Raw genomic sequence first — 20,106 nt, 5'->3', positions numbered from 1 at the left:
GATATACAAATTGATTGAGTCATAAAATTATAATTGGATAAAATTTCAGGATAGAATTAATAATGCATTCATGCTTTATAGAAAGTTTATTTTTTACAGAATTCTAATATTAAGTATTTTGAGGTAGAAAGAGAGTTTTCAGGTAACTTTTGTGTGTTTGTAGTCTATATTTGAATATTCTTGTGAGAGTGTGCAATAAGGTAAGGTCATAATATTGGATACACTTACATAGTAACTTAAATATTTAATTAATCATGAAAAAAAAAAACAGTTTCTCTTTATTTTTTTTATTGATTCCTGCGTTAATAATGGCATCGGAGTCTGTAGAAAATGCAGAAAAGAAAATTTCTAAATTAAATTCATTGATAATTGAGGCTAAAAGCAAAGGGCTTGATGTACAGCGTGAAGAACTTGCAGTATGGATGTCCAAGACATTTCTTGGCTATGCAGCTTGGGATGAGAAAAACATTGAGCCTAATGTTTATCAGTTCAGAGCATGGCCGGCTTATAAAAAAGATGCAGAAAAGATGGCTGCAGAGCTTGCCGAATTCGAAAGAGATGAAGTAAACAAAATGCTTGATACCGCTATCGAAGAATTACAAGGTGTTATATCAGGCAAATATGTACGTCGTCCGGTTCCTTCTATAGATTGGGAATCCATTAAAGTAAAAGGAAACCAATTTGTGAGTGGCAATCGACCTGTATATATAAATGATTATTTTACGAAGCCCGACTTCATGGTTAATGAATATTGTGGAAAAGTCGATAGAGTTTCATTGGCGTTACCATCCATAAAAAATGAGAACGGAGATCTTTCGTATATGGGTGTTGAAAAGATAGCCAAATATCCATCCAAATATTCCGGTTATGTACTTTTATGGCATGGAGTAGCTCCAAAATGGGCCTTGGACATTGACCCTGATTTAGGTATAGGCTCAAGATACTTTACAAAATACGATATTGACAATCCTAACATACGTAGATTTTGGGAAACGACATTTAAATCTACGATACCTTTAATGAAAGGCAAGGCCTATACTGATATGGGGTATATACTGTCAAATGAACCGCATTGGTTTTCTATGCAGAAAACGTGGGCTACTGGTGTAATCTCGAAATATACAATGGAAAAGTTCCGTGTTTGGTTGAAAAACAAGCATGGCAATATAGCTCATCTCAATAAATTATGGAATACATCATTCTCTTCTTTTGATGAGGTGGAGTTTCAAGTTCCGTTTGCCGTAAATCTTAAGGGAAAACCGGCCGGCTATGATTGGATGTCGTTTAATATGGATAGAGTGACAGAATGGTTCAAGTTCCTTGATTCAGGAATAAAGAAATACGATTCTGATGCAAAAACACATTTAAAAATCATGCCACATCTTTTCTCGGACGATAAGATAGATCATGGTATTGACATGGAAGCTCTGACAAAACTTTCTGATATAATCGGTAATGACGCTAAAATAGTAAAGAAACAGTGGAACCGCAGAAAGGAAAAAGAATATTGGGAAGGGGTTTATTCTTTCGATTGGAAAGAAGTGACTATGACTTATGATTTTTGCAGGTCGGTTTCTCCAAACAAGCCAAATGTAAACTCGGAGTCACATTACCTTTCCTCGTCACAGTATCGTAACCTTTATATGACACCTGACTTTGTTCGTTCTGCATATTGGCTTGCAACCCTCCATGGTATGAATGTTAATTATACATGGTTTTGGGCAAGAGAAAAAGACGGAGCTATACGAAAAGATCTGATGAATTATAGAGGGCCTGACAATGCGATGAACAATGCATATGCGGCAAGTGTGGTTCAGCAGCCAAGGGTGGCAAACGAAGTTGCAAAAACAATGATGGATCTTAATGCTTTCAGTAGTGAAATCGCAGCAATGCAAAGCCTTAAACAGCCTATACGCCTGTTCTATTCTAAAACTTCTGTCATCAACAAGTGGTTCCATATGCAAAACCTTTTCGATCTTTATCGCAAAATGTATTTCAACGGTGTTCCATTGGGATTTGCTACGGAAGATATAATCAACAGTCAGAAAAATAATCTTTGGGAATTGATAGTAGTGTCGAAAACAGAATTTGTGACAGATGCAGAGTTTAATTCCATACAAAAATATCTTGACAATGGCGGCACGGTTATTATAGATTCTGTCAGTTTGAAGAAAAATGAATATGGACAACCTCGGAATATCTCCTTGAACGCATCTAAAGGCAAGTTAATCCCTATGGATGGCATTGGCAAAATAACTAACGAATCATTTAGAATTCTCGAACAGAAGAAACTTATGCCGGATGTGTTCATTGTAGAGAAAAATGGAATAAACACAAAAGGTTGTATGTGGAGAGTCGTTCCGACAGGCAAGAACAAATATGTCATGTCGATTATAAATTTAGGATGTACAGATGCCATTGTGACTTTGAAGTCAAAGAAAGGAAACATAAAGAACGTCGTAAATCTTATAAACGGAATGTCGCTGGGACAACAATTCACTTTGACTTCCGAAAAAACAATGCTGATAGAAATTCAGAAATAAAGAACTGATAAGTAACTTAAACTTAACATTGTAGATTTATGAAAACCATAAAAACATTATGTTTAGCTATGATGCTTGCATCAGTAAATGGTGTGGCGCAGAATAGGACAGAGTGGTTAGACCCTGAAGTAAACCAGGTGAACCGCATGCCGATGCATACATATTATTTTGCTTATGAGTCTGAAGAACTTGCCATGAAAGGTGATAAATGGCTCTCGGAAAATATCATGTCTTTGAATGGAATATGGAAATTCAATTGGGTAAAAGATTCGGATATGCGCCCTCTTGATTTTTATAAAACAGATTTCAACGACCGTGGATGGGGCAAAATGCCTGTGCCCGGAAATTGGGAAATGAACGGATATGGCGACCCGCAGTATGTCAATCTTGGCTATCCATGGAGAAGCCAGATTGAAGACTGCGAAATAAACGACCTAACCCAGGCATGGACCAACAAATATTATCATACTCCGCCTAAATTTCCTGTTGAGAATAATCATGTAGGCTCTTATAGAAGAAGTTTTGTCATTCCTGCCAATTGGAAAGGAAAAACAGTCATAGCACATTTTGGTGCGGTGACATCAAATATCTATCTTTATGTAAATGGAAAATTCGTAGGATATAGTGAAGATAGTAAACTTGAGGCAGAGTTTGATCTCACCCCTTATGTGAAATTTGGAAAGGAAAACCTTATTGCTTTCCAGGTATTCAGATGGTGCGATGGAACTTATCTTGAGGACCAGGATTACTATAGGCTGAGTGGCGTGTCGCGCGATTGTTATCTTTACGCCAGAAATAATAAACGTATTGACGATCTCCGTATAATGCCTGACTTGGACAAAACATATACTGATGCTACACTTGATGTTTCTTTAAAATTAAATGGACGTCAGACGGTATCTCTCGAACTATTCTCTCCGGACGGACAGCCTGTCGAAACCAAGACGGTTTCAGGGAGTGGTCACCAGACAGTAAGCTTCAATGTGAAGTCTCCTCTGAAATGGACTGCAGAGACTCCTAACCTTTATAAACTTCTTGCCATTTCAAATGGTGAGGTAATTCCCGTAAATGTTGGTTTCCGCAAGGTGGAACTGGATAACGAAAAAGGACAAATTCTCGTGAACGGACAGCCTGTATTATTCAAAGGTGCCGATCGTCACGATATTGACCCGGATTATGGATATGTAATCAGTAAGGAAAGAATGCTTCAGGACATACGTCTCATGAAAGAATTAAATATAAATGCCGTACGTACGAGCCATTATCCTAATGATACATATTGGTATGATTTGTGCGATAAATATGGAATTTATGTGTGTGCAGAAGCTAATATTGAATCACATGGGATGATGCTCTTCGAAGATCGTTCGCTTGCAAAAAACAAACAATATGCCAAAGCGCACCTCGAAAGGAATCAACGCCATGTACAGCGCAATTTCAACAATCCTTCCATAATATTCTGGTCGTTGGGTAATGAAGCAGGTATGGGACCAAACTTTGAAGCTTGTTATGAATGGATTAAGAAAGAAGACCCGTCAAGAGCATGCCAGTTCGAGCCGGCTATGTCTCAGGTCATAAGAGACCTTAACAAAGGTATGCCATTGGAAGAATCGCTCAAAAAAAATCCAAGTGTTAACTATACTGACATATTCTGTCCTATGTACGCGGGATACAGTCCTTGCGAAAAATATGTAAAGGCAAATCCTAAAAAGCCTCTTATCCAATGCGAGTACGGGCATTCAATGGGTAATTCAATGGGAGGTTTCGAACATTATTGGAACATGATACGCAAATATCCTCAGTTTCAGGGAGGTTTCATTTGGGACTTTGTAGATCAAGGTATTCGTAGATATGATGAAAATGGTAATATGTATTATGCCTATGGAGGTGATTTTAATCCGTATGATGCTTCCGACAATAATTTCTGTGCCAACGGACTAATCAGTCCTGATCGTGTGCCTAATCCGCAAAGTTATGAGGTCAAATATTTCCATCAACCGATATGGACAAGTGCATCCGATATCAAGAATGGAAAAATAAATGTTTATAATGAATATTTCTTCCGCAGTCTTGATGCATATATCATGAATTGGGACTTGTCAGTAAATGGAAAAATTGTTGAAGAAGGAATTGTTTCAAAACTTGATGTACCGGCGCGAGAAACTGTTGAACTTCAGATTCCATTCTCACGCTCAAACTTTGCCGATACAGACGAGGTCTACTTGAATGTCTATTACACACTCAAGCAATCCGAACAGTTGCTTCAGGCCGGTCATATCATAGCTAAAAGCCAGATTGAAGTAAATATTCCTAATCATAAGTTCCAACAGTTGAGCAACAATCCCGTTGGTCATGCCGAAATTATAGCACCTCGTATAAAGGAACCGGATGTTAACAGAGTAATAGTTGAAGGCGAGAACTTTAATATAGAGTTTAGCAAGGTCGATGGTTTCCTGTGTCGTTACGATGTCAATGGAGTATCAATGATAGAAAAAGGCTCAAGCTTGACACCAAATTTCTGGCGTGCCGGAACAGACAATGACTATGGCGCACGTCTCAACCTCAAGTATAAAGTCTGGAAAAATCCGGTAATGAAACTGAACAACATTACTTCTAAAGTTGAAAATTCCATGGTCTATGTAGATGCAGAATATCAAATGCCTGAGGTATTCTCTACATTAAGACTATCGTATGTCATCAACAATGAGGGAGCCATTCAGGTTACTCAGAAACTCTTGACAGATAAAGGCAAAAAAGTTCCAAATATGTTCCGTTACGGAATGCGTATGAGGATGCCTAAAGAAATGTATTATAGCCATTTCTATGGACGAGGACCTGTAGAAAACTATATAGACAGAAACCACAATTCGTTTGTCGGTATATATAAAATGACCACACAAGAACAATTCTACCCATACATTCGTCCGCAAGAAAATGGTTGTAAGACCGACATCAGATGGTGGAACCAAACAAATAAAGGTGGTATAGGTTTGAATTTTGTGGCTTCAAAACCTTTCTCTATGGTAGCATTGAACTATACAATTGAATCTCTTGACGATGGTGACCTCAAAGATCAAAGGCATTCAGGTCAAGTAGAACCTGCCGATTTTATCGAAGTATGCATAGATTACGCCCAGCAAGGATTAGGTGGCGAAAATAGTTGGGGTAGCACCTGTTTGCCTCAATACAGGCTAACATATAAAGATTACGAGTTTACATATCAGATTAAACCACTGGATACAGTTTATTAATTAATTTTTTTGTTTAGGGTATCGCAAGCTTACATATCGAAAAAATATTAAGCTTGCGATTTTTTTCTTTATCCAAAGTCCGTCCCATGTCATATAATCCGAAAGTTTCTTTCCCATAGTCCTAAATAAGTATCGCAAAAAGCATAGAATTTACATTGTGTTTATTATAGTTAAATATCACCCTTAAGTGTGGTTATATTTTAAAATTATTTGTATATATAGAATATAATCCCTAAACTTGCAAAGACATCAGACAACCTACATTTAATTTAAAGTCTAAAAGAACGATATTTAAGAGAAAAACAATAATTCATAAACTAAAATTTAATTATCATGAAAACAAAAGTATTATTCCTTGGATTGGTCATTGCTTCAATGGCTTCAGCAAACGCTCAGACATTTAATAAAAACAATTACGCTTTCGAGGTAGGCAAGATGGCCGCAAACCTATCTGTTAAAAGTTCATGTAACTGGTGGTTGCAGGATAATGATGTATTCGCCGTTACAGATTCAAAGAATCATACACCAAATGGAAAACACAGTCTGTGCTTTAAAAGCGAAAGTATTTTAGAGAAACTGAAGATGGCATGTGGAACATTCAACCAAAACGGTCTTGTGGAATTGAAAGATGGAAAATACATAGCCAAGTGTTGGATTTTTATAGAGTCAGGTAAATTGAAAAACTTTACGATGTATTTCCCGAACGCCAAATATAAGGACGGCAAAAAACTTGCTCCAAATTCTAATGAAAAACCAGATTTCGAATCGCCTTATCGTTCGTCTATGCTTAAGACTGGATGGGTGAAACCAGGAAAATGGGTTCAAGTGAAATCCGAACCTTTCCATTTGGATGGTAATAAGGAGATTGATATGTTGAAAGCCCCTCTTCATATCAATGTACCAAAAGGAACAGAACCTGTAGTTTTCTATATTGATGACATTACTTTCGAGAAAGTTGATTAAAAAGAAAGTATATTTCAGGTCTTATGATTGATGCTTTCCATTAATAATAATGCTTGAAAAACATTTTAAAAACAAATTTATATGATAAGAAATAACAAGAAGTTTAACAGGAGGTTTTTTTTCTTATTGTCCTTTCTATTTGTCTCTTTAGGGCTGTTTGCGCAGAAGATTACAGTTAAGGGAGTCGTAAATGATGCAACAGGCGAACCGGTTATAGGTGCAAATGTCATTATCAAAGGAACTTCGGTAGGTACAATTACCGATTTTGATGGAAATTTTACATTAAATGCAAATGCCAAAGATGTGTTGGTCGTTTCATTTATTGGTTACAAGAATGCTGAGGTTAAAGTTAAGCCTAATATGGTTATAACTTTGAGAGACGATACTCAACTTTTGGACGATGTCGTAGTAATCGGTTATGGTGCAGTTAAGAAGAAAGAACTTACAGGGGCTGTGGCCCAAGTTAAGTCCGAAGAGTTGACCAAAATCAATACATCCGATTTGGGTAACGCACTTCAGGGTATGGTGTCGGGTGTTAGCGTCACCGCAGAGAGTGGTGCTCCTGGAGCAAGTTCAAATATTCTTATTCGTGGTGTAACTTCAGTTAGTGGTGGAAATACTCCGCTTTATGTAGTAGATGGAGTTCCTCAAGAAGGTGACCCTCGCATCAGCCCGAATGAAGTTGAAACAATTGATATTTTGAAAGATGCCGCTTCGTGCGCTATTTACGGAACTCGTGGAGCTGCCGGAGTTATTTTGATTACTACTAAAAAAGGTTCTGCCGGAGCCATGAAAGTTACATTCGATGGTAGTTTTGGTGTTAAGAAAATTGTATCAAACGATTTTTTGATGAATGCTTCAGAACAGAACTATTTTGAGATAATTCGTAATAGAGCCTTGAAGCCTGATCTGCTTGACGACCAAGTGATTTTGGATTTGTACAAGGTTCCTGGCTATTTCCATAACAATACAAATCTTTTGGATCAGATATTTATTGATAATGCCATAAATCAGAATTATTCGTTAAATTTGAGTGGAGGTGGAAATGGCTTGAACTATAGTGTTATGATGGGATATTTCAATCAGGGAGGTAGTATTATTAATTCAGGATTTGACAGATTTAATACCCGTGTAAATCTTAATTACACTAAAGGAAAGTTCTCTATGAGGGGAAGTGTAGGTCTGTCTGTCGAAGATACGGATTATTCTCCAAGTGGAATTATTGTTCAATCTATCAAGTATTATCCGTCGCAGCCATATATAGCTCAGGATCAGAGCTTTGAGACAGCCGGTGGCGAGGAACAAAATAGAATTGGATATGTACTTCAGACTTTCTTTTCTAAAGATAATTTGCGTACATCTAATTCTTTCGCAAACTTAAATGCAAAATATACCGTAATAAAAGGTCTTGACCTTTCGGCACAAGTGTCAATGAATGAAAGTCATGGAGTAAGAAACCAGTTCAGACCATATAAAGAAATCATTAATCAGAATACTGGCAAACTGATATCTAAGCCGGAAGACAGTTATGCTTTGGCTCGTTCTATTAATAGAAATTCTATAACATGGAATTTTGGAGCGCAATATCAGAATACTTTTAACAAGCATAAAATTACCGCATATGCTGGTGTGACTGGCGAAGAATATAATTTCGAAGGTTTCTATGCCAGAAAAGAAGGGGTGCTGAACAATGACATCGAAGTTATAAATGGTACGTCAATCAACCCGGAAGCTGGTTCAGACGGAAATTATACGAACAAACTTCTTGGTACTATAGCCCGTTTGCAGTATGACTGGAAGAGCAGGTATCTATTAAGTATGAGTATGCGTGCGGATGCGTCTTCGCGTTTTGCAAAAGAAAACAGATGGGGATTTTTCCCGTCTGCATCGGTGGCATGGAATATAAGTGATGAGCCATTCTTCAAACCTTTGACAAAGGTGGTAAACAATTTCAAGTTGAGAGGTAGTTATGGTACTACAGGTAACCAGAATTTTTCTCCATATTCATTCTATTCGACTGTTTCTCCAGGATACGATTATACCACAGGAACAGGTTCTGGTGAATATCTTGGATTAGGTACTACACAAGTGAAATATGCAAACCCCGACGTTAAATGGGAGACTTCAGAGCAATACAATTTGGGTCTTGACCTTGCTTTTTTGAATAATAAGGTAACATTGACTGCCGAATATTATTCGACAAGAAAGAGAGATATGTTATTCCCGGTTACTTTGCCTGGTTCAACCGGTTCCGCATCACAGCTTACAATGAATGTTGGAAATATGGTAAATAGTGGGTATGAGCTGGCTGCACAATATCGTTCACATATTGGTAAATTCTATTATAATTTAAGTGGAACGTTCAGTACCAATACTAATAAAATTACTCGCATTAATGGAGATGGTACAAGAATAAGTGCTTATAAATGGGGACTTGTGTCAGGAGCACAAGATGTATCTCAGGTTACATATATAGCAGAGGGGTACGAGGCCGGTGCTTTCTTCCTTTATCCTACAGATGGTATAATTAATTCATCTGAAAAGCTTGCAGCTTATCAGAAGATAAATCCGTCTGCAAAAATGGGTGACCTTATATATAAGGATACGGACAAGGATGGAAAAATAACAGACAATGATAGGGTATATTGTGGTAGTGGTTTGCCTAAATATGAGATAGGTTTCATTATGCAATTCAACTATATGGGATTCGATTTGTATACCAATTTTTATTCAGCTCTCGGACATGAAATTATGAATGGTTCACGAGCTACAGCTTTTGGATATGGAAGACATAAAGATTTGGTTGCAATGTATTCACCTGTAAATACAGATTCTCCTATACCGACATATCGTGGTGACTTGAAGTCACATCCCAACTATCATGCTGATACTGACTTGTGGCTGGAAGATGGCTCTTATTTAAGACTGAAGAATATTACATTAGGATATACGTTACCTAAGAGTATAACAACCAAATGGCATTTGAATAAATTCCGAGTTTATATAGCTGCACAAAACTTGTTTACTCTTACGAAATATTCTGGATACGACCCGGAAATTGGTGGTAACATCAGCACAAGAGGTATGGATATGGGTAACTATCCAAGTTTTACAACTTACAGTGCAGGTATCAATTTATCATTCTAATTTAGTATGACGATGAATAATATATTAAAAAGTATAGCTATATTGACAGTCGCATTGCCTACTTTCACATCTTGCGACAATTATTTGACAGAACTTAATCCAAATGAAACCACCACCGAGGTGTTTTGGAATACTTTGTCGGATACTCAATCCGGAATATATGCTACATATGCAGTATTACGAAACGATTATGTCTTGAATATACGCCAGGAAGCATGGCGTTCTGATATGGGATGGCCCGGATATGGACGACCAGTTCCGCAAAATAACGACGAGGGTTGGTCGTGGTACACACATTTGTATAATTACACCACAGATGCCATATCAAGAAAATGGGATGCTCTTTATACTGGAGTATGGCGTGCAAATCAGGTTATATATGCATTGGAAAATAGGATAGACAGGGAGGCTTTAAGTGCCGAAGACCAGTCTAAATGGGACTATCAGATGGGACAGGCCAGATTTATGAGAGGTTTGATGTATTTTTATCTTTCGTCAGCGTTTAACAACGGAAGCGTGGTTTTGCGTAAAAACCTTATCCAGTCCACTTCTGAATTCAATCAGCCATTGGCACCAGCCGAAGAAGTATTGGAATTTTATCGTGCAGATTTGCAGGCAGCTTATGATTTGTTGCCATATACCAATCCGTCAGGACAGGCATACGTGGGACTTGCTACCAAAGGAACTGCGGCTACTATTTTAGCTACCAGCTATATGTACACAAAAGATTATGATAAGGCGGAACCTTTGTTCTATGAGGTGATAACCGATAAACGTTATGGTTACGAACTCGTTCAGGACTTGTCAAAGATGTTTACCACTGCCGGAGAGTTTAATTCCGAGTCCATTTTGGAAATATCTTATTCGCTCGACCAACGTCCTGATATCGGAACATGGGATGACAACTGTATGTACAATCGTTTGAACTCTATGACTACGAGTACAGTTGGATGTCTTGTTCCTGCATGGTTGGTCTGGGCATACAACAATGAAGAAATGGATCCGGCTGTACCGGAAAACCATTTGGATGGTGATCTTAATAAAGCCTTAAGAAATGTTTCTTTGCGTGCGTCCTCCATGGTTGCTTTGATAAATGATGTCACTACTCCATATTATATCACAGGCAATACGGCTGAACAGCCCAATATGTATGGTGGTCCTAAGGCTGAGTGGGGATTTGGTAAATACAAGAAATACACCAATCACGATATCGTGACAGAAGAAAAGGCTGTAATGTCCGGAAAAAATGTTGTGGTAAATCGTTTGTCCGACGTGTATTTGATGTATGCCGAATGTTTGCTTGTAAAAAATGACGTTCAAGGTGCATTGAATTATATCAACGAAATCAGATACAGATGGGGGTTGAAATTGTTGGGTACAACAGGAAAATACAGTTCACGCACATACGATGGCAAAACTTATTCAAAAGAAGAAGTCTTGCATCATTTGCAGTTTGTAGAACGTCCTTTGGAACTTTCAGTGGAAGGACATCAAATCAGATGGCAGGATTTGTTGAGATGGGGCTTGCTTGAAGACGATGATAATAATATTTTCAAAAAGCTTTCCACGGATGAGGAATATGAATATTGGACAAATAATTTTGCTGCTGTGAAACTTGACGGGACTCCTCTGACGGATTTGAAACAGAACTGCACTTTGGTTAAGACAAAACCTTCGGGCAATCCCAAGACGCAGTTTATCAATTACGAGTATGATGATGCGGCGATGAACTATAGGAAATCTTATAACGCGTATTATCCGATACCTCAGAAAGAAATAATGAATAACACTGCTATTCAGAAATAATTATTGGTTGATGAATTTTTAATGATAATTACAGTATGAAAAATAAATATATAATAAATTCACTTATAGCTGCGGCAATGCTTTCTGTTGTGGGTTGTAAAAACGATTATGATCCCATGGATACTCTTTGTGACGTTTCGTGGTACACAAGTGAAACTATTAAGCAAAGCGGAGTTTACAAAGTAAATGTCGATTCTTTTATTTCATTCATGGATTTATCTCAGGGATGTCTGAAACATGAATGGATAATAGAAGAAGGTTCCAAGTTCTTGAAAAATGATTTTAATTATAAAGATGGTAATTTAAGCTCCCAAGTAGATGAAAACAAAGGTTTAGTTTCTACCAGACAACAAGAAAGTGTATTCTTTGCAAAACCAGGTATGACCAAGGTTGTTCTGAGGAATGTTTTTTCCGAATGGGTCAGGTCTAATACTTCTGAGCCTGTTGAAGCCGTAAAGGAAGGTGATGACTGGGTATTGACAAAAGAATTTCCTATTGATGTCTATGGTAAGCTCGACCCTGCTGTAACAGTAAAGAAACTGGATGGCACTGTTGTACTCGACATTGAACCGGGTTATGAAGTATCCGACGATAAGGAGCAATGGACTAAAATAGAATTGATGGCTGGCGACCAGTTGGTATTTATAGATAAAGAGGGTGGCGACCGTCCTGATTCTCGGACATGGGCTGTTGCTAACAGGACATACAGCGATAAAGAGGCTGTGGTAAGATTTACCAATGCCAATACTTTCTCTGGATTTACAATTTCGAGTTCAAGAAAAGAACCTAAGGCTAATGTCAGAAAGATTATTCCTCTTGTTGTAACAGTGAAGCCTTGTACAGACCCGTTTGAAATTGATTATGCTTCGTCGTATGTTGATGTCACTTCTCCTGATATTATCGTGCTTCAAGCAAAAAATGGTGCCTTTCTTAAGGCAACTGGTGTAACAGATGATTTTACTGTCAAGGTAGCATCAGATAATACAGAATTAGATGTTATAGAAGTTGTAATTGACGAAAGCGACAACTCCAGATTGAATTTGAAACTCGCAACACCTGTTTATCCTGATGAAAAGATCTTGGTAAGTTATAACGCAGGTGCAAATGAGATTGTGGCTACGAATGCCAACAGGGTTTTGCAGAATTTCTCAGACCAGGAAATAAGAAACGACTATTTAGGAGAAAGTGTCATACCTGATGCTGCATTGAAATTATGTGGATTTGAATTGCCGTATGCAGGTAATTATTGGGCCGATAATAATTCTTTGAAACATTGTAGCTTGTCGGGCGACAGGTATTACGAAGGAGCACAGTCTCTTAAGGTCGATATTAATTCGGTATTAAGCAGTCAAATATTCTTCATGCAGTCGGAACCTAAATACTTTGCGTTAGAACCGGGTACATACAAGCTTATGCATTATATTTATGTGGAAAAAGCAGGTTCAGGTCTTGCCGGTAAACCATATAGCGCATATAGTATGGGGGCTAATAATGAACAACATGATGAAGACGGACAGATTGTCCAATTCAAGTTCCCTGAAAAAACAGGAGAGTGGGTTCTTAATTCATTGGTTGTGACATATACTGCCGACGATATTAAGAACGGAAAAATGGGATATAAGTTTGTATTCCCGCAGACAACACCACAGGGAAGCTTGTTCTATATTGATAACATAAATCTAATCAAATTAAGATAAAATGCTAATAGTCATGAAAAAAATATTTCATTACATATTCTTGCTGGCAACATTCCTCTTGCTATCATGTCAACCGGAGAAATGGGAGGTAGATGTTCCGGCAAAAGAATCAATTTATGAATTGACGGAGGTGACGAGTGGAAAAATCAAAATAGACTTGATGGAGGTTTATCGTACCAGGCCATTGATGATTCAGTTTGTCGCCAATCAGGCCACTGCATTCAAAACTTCCGATTTTGTAGACAATTCTACTACAACCAACTTTGATTTCTCGTTCAAGATAGTGTCCGAGGTCGAAGCTGCTCGCGCCGAAGGCGAGAAAGTGGAAAGGATTGACGAATATATTTGTTCCGGTAGCAAGCTGGACGGTAAATCAACCATGGAAGTAACTACCACAATAGGAACTTCTGTTACCACCACGTCGTATACGATGAAGATAGCCGAGACGGAGAAATACACTCCTTCAAGCGAGGAATATCATTACAAGGCTGCGTGGGATTCATCGGCTGTCAATGTGATAATGGTTGACACTTTCCTTACATTTACCAATAAGTCCGTGGGATGTAAATCTCATGAGTGGATAATAGAAGAAGGCAATGGATTCTTGAAAAAAGGATTTAATGTAGACGACGATTTGCGCCAACAGCTTGTTGAAGGCTTGTCGTCTAATGAAGACACGGTCAGTGTTCTGTTTGGTAAAACAGGTGTTTCTTCTGTTACTTTGCGTAATGTATACGACAAACCGGTGGCTTTGGAAGATGGCTCTTTAAGAGCCATTCAGGATGAAACTACAGGCGATTGGGTTATTACCAAGAAATTCGAAGTTAATGTTTATGGTGGATTGGAGCCGCGGTTTAAAATAACCAATATGGCTACAGGAGAAACTATGGACGAAAAATCGGAATCTATAACATGGACCATCGAAGCCGGACAGAAAATAAAGGTTGAAGATTTGACTGAATCCGATCGTCCGGATGCAAGGACTTGGAATGTGGAAGGTTCTTCGGAAAAAACATCAACAGAAGAGTTTGCGGAATTTACTTTTGCTGTTCCGGGTGAGTATTCTGGTTTCACATTTGTGGCCAAACGTACGCAGCCTGCTGCTGTGGCAGTCGAAGTGACCAAAAACATTCCTTTGAAAGTTATAGTAAAGAAATCGGAGAAACCATTTACTATGCAGTCTGTTTCCATTTCTTCCGAAGCAAACAGTCAGATTGTAATCAAGGCCGACGGAGCATTCAAAAACGAGAATTTAGAACAGGCTGTCGCAGACTTTACTTTGACTGTAAATGGTGTTGATGGTAATCCTGTCGAAAATCTTGCTGTTTCTGAAATTAATGTTCTTGCAGATGGTAATTTGGCTCTTGTTTTGTCTGACCGCATATACGAAGGTGAAACAGTGAAACTTTCGTACAATGGTGATAAACTGACTTCTGTAGACGAAAGGACTCTTTCAAGTTTTGACAATGCCGAAGCTGTTAATTCTATTAAAGATATTTCTGTACTTCCATTAAATGAAGGAAAGAATGTAAATAGCTTTGAAGGTGGAACTGGTTTCTGGTTGACGAACGAATGGTGGGCTGCCAATTTCTTTTATGGAAATCAAGTAGGAGTAAATGGTGTTGTACAAGGCTCATCAGAACAAGCTTGTGAAGGAAGCCGTTCTTTGAAAATATCCTATTTGGAAACTACGTCTATTGACGAAGGAAAGAAAAATGACCAGATGCAGATAATGTATGCAAAAGCTCATTATTCTCCGACAATACCAGTGGGCAATTATAAGTTTAGTTTTAATATTTACATCACAAGTGATAGCAACAATAATATTAAATCTAAAAACTTCTGGTTCTATTATGGTACAGATGGCAATGCCTCTACGAAAATAGCAGATTTCTCTTTCAATCAAACCAGAGGCGAGTGGGTGAAACTTTCGAAAAATATATCCTTGAATAATGATATTCAGAAATTTTCTCTAAAACTAACAGTGCCTTCATGTAATGCATTACAGTCAGGTGTGGTCTTTTATATAGATGACATACAGCTGATACCTGTAAGATAAAATAATTATATAGTTTTATTGAACCTGCTTATTTATACCAATTATGCTTAAGCAGGTTTTTTAATAATTCATTCATCATGAAAAGATTATTTCAAACGAAACTTTTTGTTTTTATATTTGCTATACTTACGGGTGGCGCTACAATATCTTGCCATGAAGAGAAAATTGGAAATGATTCCGGAATAGATTCTCCCGATGGTAACGATGGCTCAACTCTGCCCGACCATGGCGGCGGTAGTTCCAAACCGGAGATGGGGGATGAAATAACGGCTGTGGATGGCACTAAGCTTGAGGAATTAAGTAAATGGACCGTCACCCCGCATACCAATCCCGGACTTTTTGTTCAGGACGAGGCTTTTTCCAACGAGTTCGATACCGACGGCAAGGCTTACGGCAGTAATTGGCTGGCTGCCACACAGACATTCGAAACCATAGACTTTCATCCCGAAAATGTGATGATGAAAGATGGAAATCTGAACGTTACCATCAGGCATAATGAACACGATGCGCCTTATGGCGAAAGTTCCATACATATGTATTTCCAGTCGGGGATGTTGCGCTCCAAATCCAAAACCACTTATGGATATTATGAAGCAAAGATAAAAGGCGCGCACGTGTTCAAAGGCACTTGCTCGGCTTTCTGGCTATATAACATTCCATGGGAAAAGGTGGAGGGAGAGCCTTACCCGCGAAAAGTGGTGTACAATGAAATCGATGTGGTAGAGTTGCAGCAAGTACCAAAGGATTTGCACATTATGAGCTGTAATTACCATATCATGGTGTTGAAAGACGACTGTGTGTCAAAGGATTTTATCCGTCCTGACGATATGTGGGGGACCAACGAGTGTCTTGTGAAATGGGATTCGCGCGACGACTATCATCTCTACGCTTGCGAGAACCGCCCGGATTCTATAATATGGTATATAGACAACCGGCGTGTAGCCTCGAAACCTAACTACTACTGGCATCTGCCGATGTATGTTGTCCTTTCCGTCGAACCACGTACTCCGTTTGAAAAATATGTCAATGGAGAACGTTTTCCCGTCCCGACCACCAAAGAACAGGCCGATGCGGCCGGATTTCCCTCTACCATGAAGGTAGACTATATACGCACATGGCGAAGAAAGGATTATTCACAATTCAAGTCCTCCAAGAGGGAGTACAATCCTAATGATTTTTAAGCTTTCATTTGTATGGATGTACTGCTCGGAAATCTTTCTTGAAAAATGCTGTATAACATATGTTGTTAAATAAATATTAAAAAGCTTGCTGTTTTGCTCTTTAATATGTGTTTTTGTGTAGATGTCGGACAAAAGAAAGCTCTTTCCTCTAAAAACACTGCGATGTTAGGCTGTATATCTCGTTAGGATTTTTATTTGTTTACGAATACTAATTAAATAAAATATATTAATATGAAAACAAATCAAACAATAATCGAAAATGGTTCTTTGAAGGACGTTTCTTATGAATTCCCCAAGTGTGTAGTGATTAATGTTGAGTCGGAAGGTGTCTTGTGTTCAAGTGGGGATAAGGGTGTCGGTATGGATAATTTTACAATAAGTGAATCAAATCGTTTCGATTCAAGCATTTGGAAATAACCATTTAAAAATTTGAAATTATGATTAGAAAATTTTTTTGTATATTGAGTCTTGTAACACTTGCAACATCTTGTACTAAAGATAACTTTGGGAATGATAAAAATAGCGGTGATACGATAACCATGAATGTTTCGGCATCTATGCCAACTCCGAAACAAGAAACTATGCTTGAATCAAGAACAGTTGTTGATCAGATTACAAAAAATAATATATCATTAAAATGGGTAAAAGATACGGATACAAAAGCTTATGCTCTTACTCTTTATACCGACAATGAAGGGCAACAAGTAATGGGGCAGCCGCCTTTTAATATTGATCGTTATAGTGACGATATGAAATCCGTGTATTTTAATGCAAGTTTTAATTCAGGATTTAAAGAAGCATATTTTTATTATCCCTATGCTAATACCATTGATAGAAAAACTAAAGTTCTGACTATACCGGCAGAACAAACTAAGGCAGGTTTTAATAAATAAAATGTAATGATTTCAGATAAAATAACGCCAACTAAATCCGGTGATTTGTCTGTAACGTATAAACAGTTGACATCAATCGTATATGTAGAAGTAGAGAATATTCCTGATGATAAAACTATTGCAAACAGGTTCTTAATCAAATTCCGTGCTAGTAAAGCTCATTGAAAGGCCGATGGATAAAGGGATATCGGCATATTAGAAATAACAAATAAATTATCCAAACTATATGCATCTTAAAGTACTCCAGAATAGCCATGAATAAGGTAATTGAACATAAATAAGTAGCACGGAATTTGATTAAGAACCTGCAAACATTACTTTTTATCCATCCAATAAAGATGGAGGTTCAGTTAAAACAGTGGTTTTAAACCAATTAACTTTAGGATTCAATGAAACCCAAACACTGACTCAAACTTATGAGTCGAGTTTAAATTCGGAAAAGTGGATGAGATATACATTTAACGAAGGTGATGAAGCTGATAAATGTATGTTTATTATCTATCCGCCGGCTATGAATAGTGTTAAGGCGGATGATATGACTTTCACTGTAAACTATACAGACGGAACTAAGAAGAATTCAAAATTATCTTCTGATAGTGAAGGTGTAAACAGGATGCTTCAAGCTTTTAATGCTTTGAAGGCAGGAGAAGTGTTATGTCTGACTATACCAGGTTCTACGGCACCAGCTAACTAAAGATATCTATTAAAGTGCAGTTAACAGAATCCTCAATCTAACTGCCGGATTTATACACTAAAAATATTGGAGCATTCTTTTTCTATCCAGTTAAATTCAAGCGCCTCGACGTTTTGATTAAAATGACGAAGAATTTAAGAGAAAACGTTTCGTCGTTTTATCCAAAATGCCGAGGCGTTTTTTGTGATTCGAAATTGCTGTGAATCAGCTTTCCCTTTTGCTTTTAGCATAATTGGAAAGTATTGTTTTTATAAAATAAAAATATATTATACTATGAACAGATTTTTGTATTTATCATCAGCTTTGTTTCTTTCTGTAAGTAATTCGTCTTGTTTTAAAGATAAGACTGATGTAGATAAGCCCAATTTACTTGTAATTATGACTGATGAACATTCTATAAGGACTTTGGGGTGTTATAGAGAACATATGGCAGAATGTCAGAGAAACTTGTGGGGAAGTTCGCTTAAAATAGAGACCCCAAACATCGATAGGCTTGCTTCTGAAGGAGCTTTATGTTTGAACTTTTTCACTTCCGCACCTGTATCAACACCGGCCAGGGCGTCATTCCAGACTGGACTTTATCCTGCTGCTGCAGGGGCGCCTATCAATGGTATGCCAATGGATTCAAATCTCATGACTTTTGCTGATGTACTTTCTGAAAATGGATATTCGACTACTTACGTTGGCAAATGGCATCTGGCAGGAGTTCCTAAAATTCCTGGCAGAATGTACTACGAGCCTGGCTTTTCTTTTGGGTGGCAGAATAGAAACTATATGTTTGAGACAGATCACGAGAAGTGGTATAAGGTGAAAGAAAAACCCAATAGAATATACATCACCAATAAGAATAAAGAAGGGGATGATGCTTATGAATACAGTACTGACTTTTTGACAAATAAAGTCATTGAATTGTTGGAAGAACGTGATAATCGTCCGTTTTGTATGATGCTGTCGATTCCCGACCCTCATTCACCTGATCTGTGCAAGGAACCTTACATATCACAGTATGCTAAAATTGAAATTACCAACCCATCTACAAATACCGAAGAGTTGCTTAATGCTCGTCCGGGATGGGGGATAGGGGGAAAAGCTCAAGCAGAAAAATTTGTTCCTAAAAATATCCGGAATTATTTTGCTATGGTTAAATGTATAGATGACAATGTTGGAAAAATCTTGAAATATCTGGATGATAATAGTCTGACTGATAATACGATAGCTGTTTTTACATCCGATCATGGAGACATGCTTTATAATCACATGAGAGTTGATAAAGGTTGCCCTTATGATGATGCAATAAGAGTTCCTTTTATTGTGAGATATCCTTCACGTATAATGTCGGGGAAAGTGATAAAAAGAGCTTTGAATACAACTGATTTTCCTCCTACTATATTGGGACTGATGGGCTTTAATGAATTGGGTGAAGTTCATGGTGAAGATGAGAGCTGTATTTTGAAAGATACAGTCAGTGTCGTGGAGAATGGCAGAATGGTATACATCACTGACTCTCCTTTTAGTGAGTGGACTGCTATCACAGATGGGAAATACAAGCTTGTTTTGTCATGCAAGGATAAGCCTTGGTTACTCGATATAGAGAAAGACCCTTTGGAAATTCAGAATTATTATGATGCTCCTGAATATTCGGATATTAGGAAAAGATTTCAAGATGAATTAATTTTAAAAATGAAGAAATATGATGAACCTGCTTTAAAATTAGATCGTCCTTTCCTATATAGCAGTGACGATGATATAACATATAAATCTCCTTATTATGGAATGAACAGAAAACAGATTAGTGAGGTTGAAAAGGGAACTTTGGAGAAATATATTATCGAAATGCATAGAGATTATTATCGAAAATATTAAGAATGAAGT

Annotated in this window: 12 protein-coding genes; all 12 read left to right on the top strand. The window is 37.7% G+C overall.

The genetic code is table 11. The features are described from left to right. Window positions 1–254: 254 nt before the first annotated feature. Window positions 255–2,543 carry a beta-galactosidase gene (locus KSX81_RS01075; protein WP_195591091.1) on the top strand — a complete coding sequence of 763 codons (2,289 nt, stop codon included), beginning with the start codon at window positions 255–257 and terminating at the stop codon, window positions 2,541–2,543. A 38-nt stretch (window positions 2,544–2,581) separates the two neighbouring features. Then, window positions 2,582–5,794 (top strand): glycoside hydrolase family 2 TIM barrel-domain containing protein, encoded by a 3,213-nt coding sequence (locus tag KSX81_RS01070; protein WP_072066907.1) that lies wholly within the window; start codon window positions 2,582–2,584, stop codon window positions 5,792–5,794. 333 nt (window positions 5,795–6,127) lie between these two features. Continuing rightward, the gene (locus tag KSX81_RS01065) at window positions 6,128–6,757 is read left to right on the top strand and encodes a hypothetical protein (protein WP_072066908.1); all 630 of its coding nucleotides are present in this window, start codon (window positions 6,128–6,130) and stop codon (window positions 6,755–6,757) included. Between the two features lie 81 nt (window positions 6,758–6,838). Continuing rightward, the gene (locus KSX81_RS01060) at window positions 6,839–9,904 is read left to right on the top strand and encodes a SusC/RagA family TonB-linked outer membrane protein (RefSeq protein ID WP_195591094.1); all 3,066 of its coding nucleotides are present in this window, start codon (window positions 6,839–6,841) and stop codon (window positions 9,902–9,904) included. A gap of 12 nt (window positions 9,905–9,916) precedes the next feature. Next, entirely contained in the window at window positions 9,917–11,710 is a 1,794-nt protein-coding gene (locus tag KSX81_RS01055; protein ID WP_195591096.1) for a RagB/SusD family nutrient uptake outer membrane protein, read from the top strand. A gap of 35 nt (window positions 11,711–11,745) precedes the next feature. Next, window positions 11,746–13,407 carry a hypothetical protein gene (locus tag KSX81_RS01050; protein ID WP_128859082.1) on the top strand — a complete coding sequence of 554 codons (1,662 nt, stop codon included), beginning with the start codon at window positions 11,746–11,748 and terminating at the stop codon, window positions 13,405–13,407. A gap of 13 nt (window positions 13,408–13,420) precedes the next feature. After that, entirely contained in the window at window positions 13,421–15,466 is a 2,046-nt protein-coding gene (locus KSX81_RS01045) for a hypothetical protein (protein WP_128859081.1), read from the top strand. A 77-nt stretch (window positions 15,467–15,543) separates the two neighbouring features. Continuing rightward, the gene (locus tag KSX81_RS01040; RefSeq protein ID WP_072066913.1) at window positions 15,544–16,647 is read left to right on the top strand and encodes a family 16 glycosylhydrolase; all 1,104 of its coding nucleotides are present in this window, start codon (window positions 15,544–15,546) and stop codon (window positions 16,645–16,647) included. Window positions 16,648–16,878: 231 nt separating this feature from the next. Continuing rightward, on the top strand, window positions 16,879–17,064 hold the full coding sequence (locus tag KSX81_RS01035; protein WP_072066914.1) for a hypothetical protein: 186 nt from the start codon (window positions 16,879–16,881) through the stop codon (window positions 17,062–17,064). A gap of 20 nt (window positions 17,065–17,084) precedes the next feature. Continuing rightward, window positions 17,085–17,540, top strand: coding sequence for a hypothetical protein (locus KSX81_RS01030; protein ID WP_195637796.1), 456 nt, complete (start codon window positions 17,085–17,087; stop codon window positions 17,538–17,540). Between the two features lie 445 nt (window positions 17,541–17,985). After that, window positions 17,986–18,234, top strand: coding sequence for a hypothetical protein (locus KSX81_RS01025; RefSeq protein ID WP_072066916.1), 249 nt, complete (start codon window positions 17,986–17,988; stop codon window positions 18,232–18,234). A gap of 273 nt (window positions 18,235–18,507) precedes the next feature. Continuing rightward, entirely contained in the window at window positions 18,508–20,097 is a 1,590-nt protein-coding gene (locus KSX81_RS01020; protein WP_195591098.1) for a sulfatase-like hydrolase/transferase, read from the top strand. The last annotated feature ends 9 nt before the right edge of the window (window positions 20,098–20,106 follow it).

This window comes from Bacteroides sp. MSK.18.37 (assembly GCF_019129155.2).
GTDB lineage: Bacteria > Bacteroidota > Bacteroidia > Bacteroidales > Bacteroidaceae > Bacteroides > Bacteroides ovatus.
The sequence above is the reverse complement of the archived record's forward strand: the minus strand, read 5'-3'. Positions and strand labels throughout refer to the sequence as shown.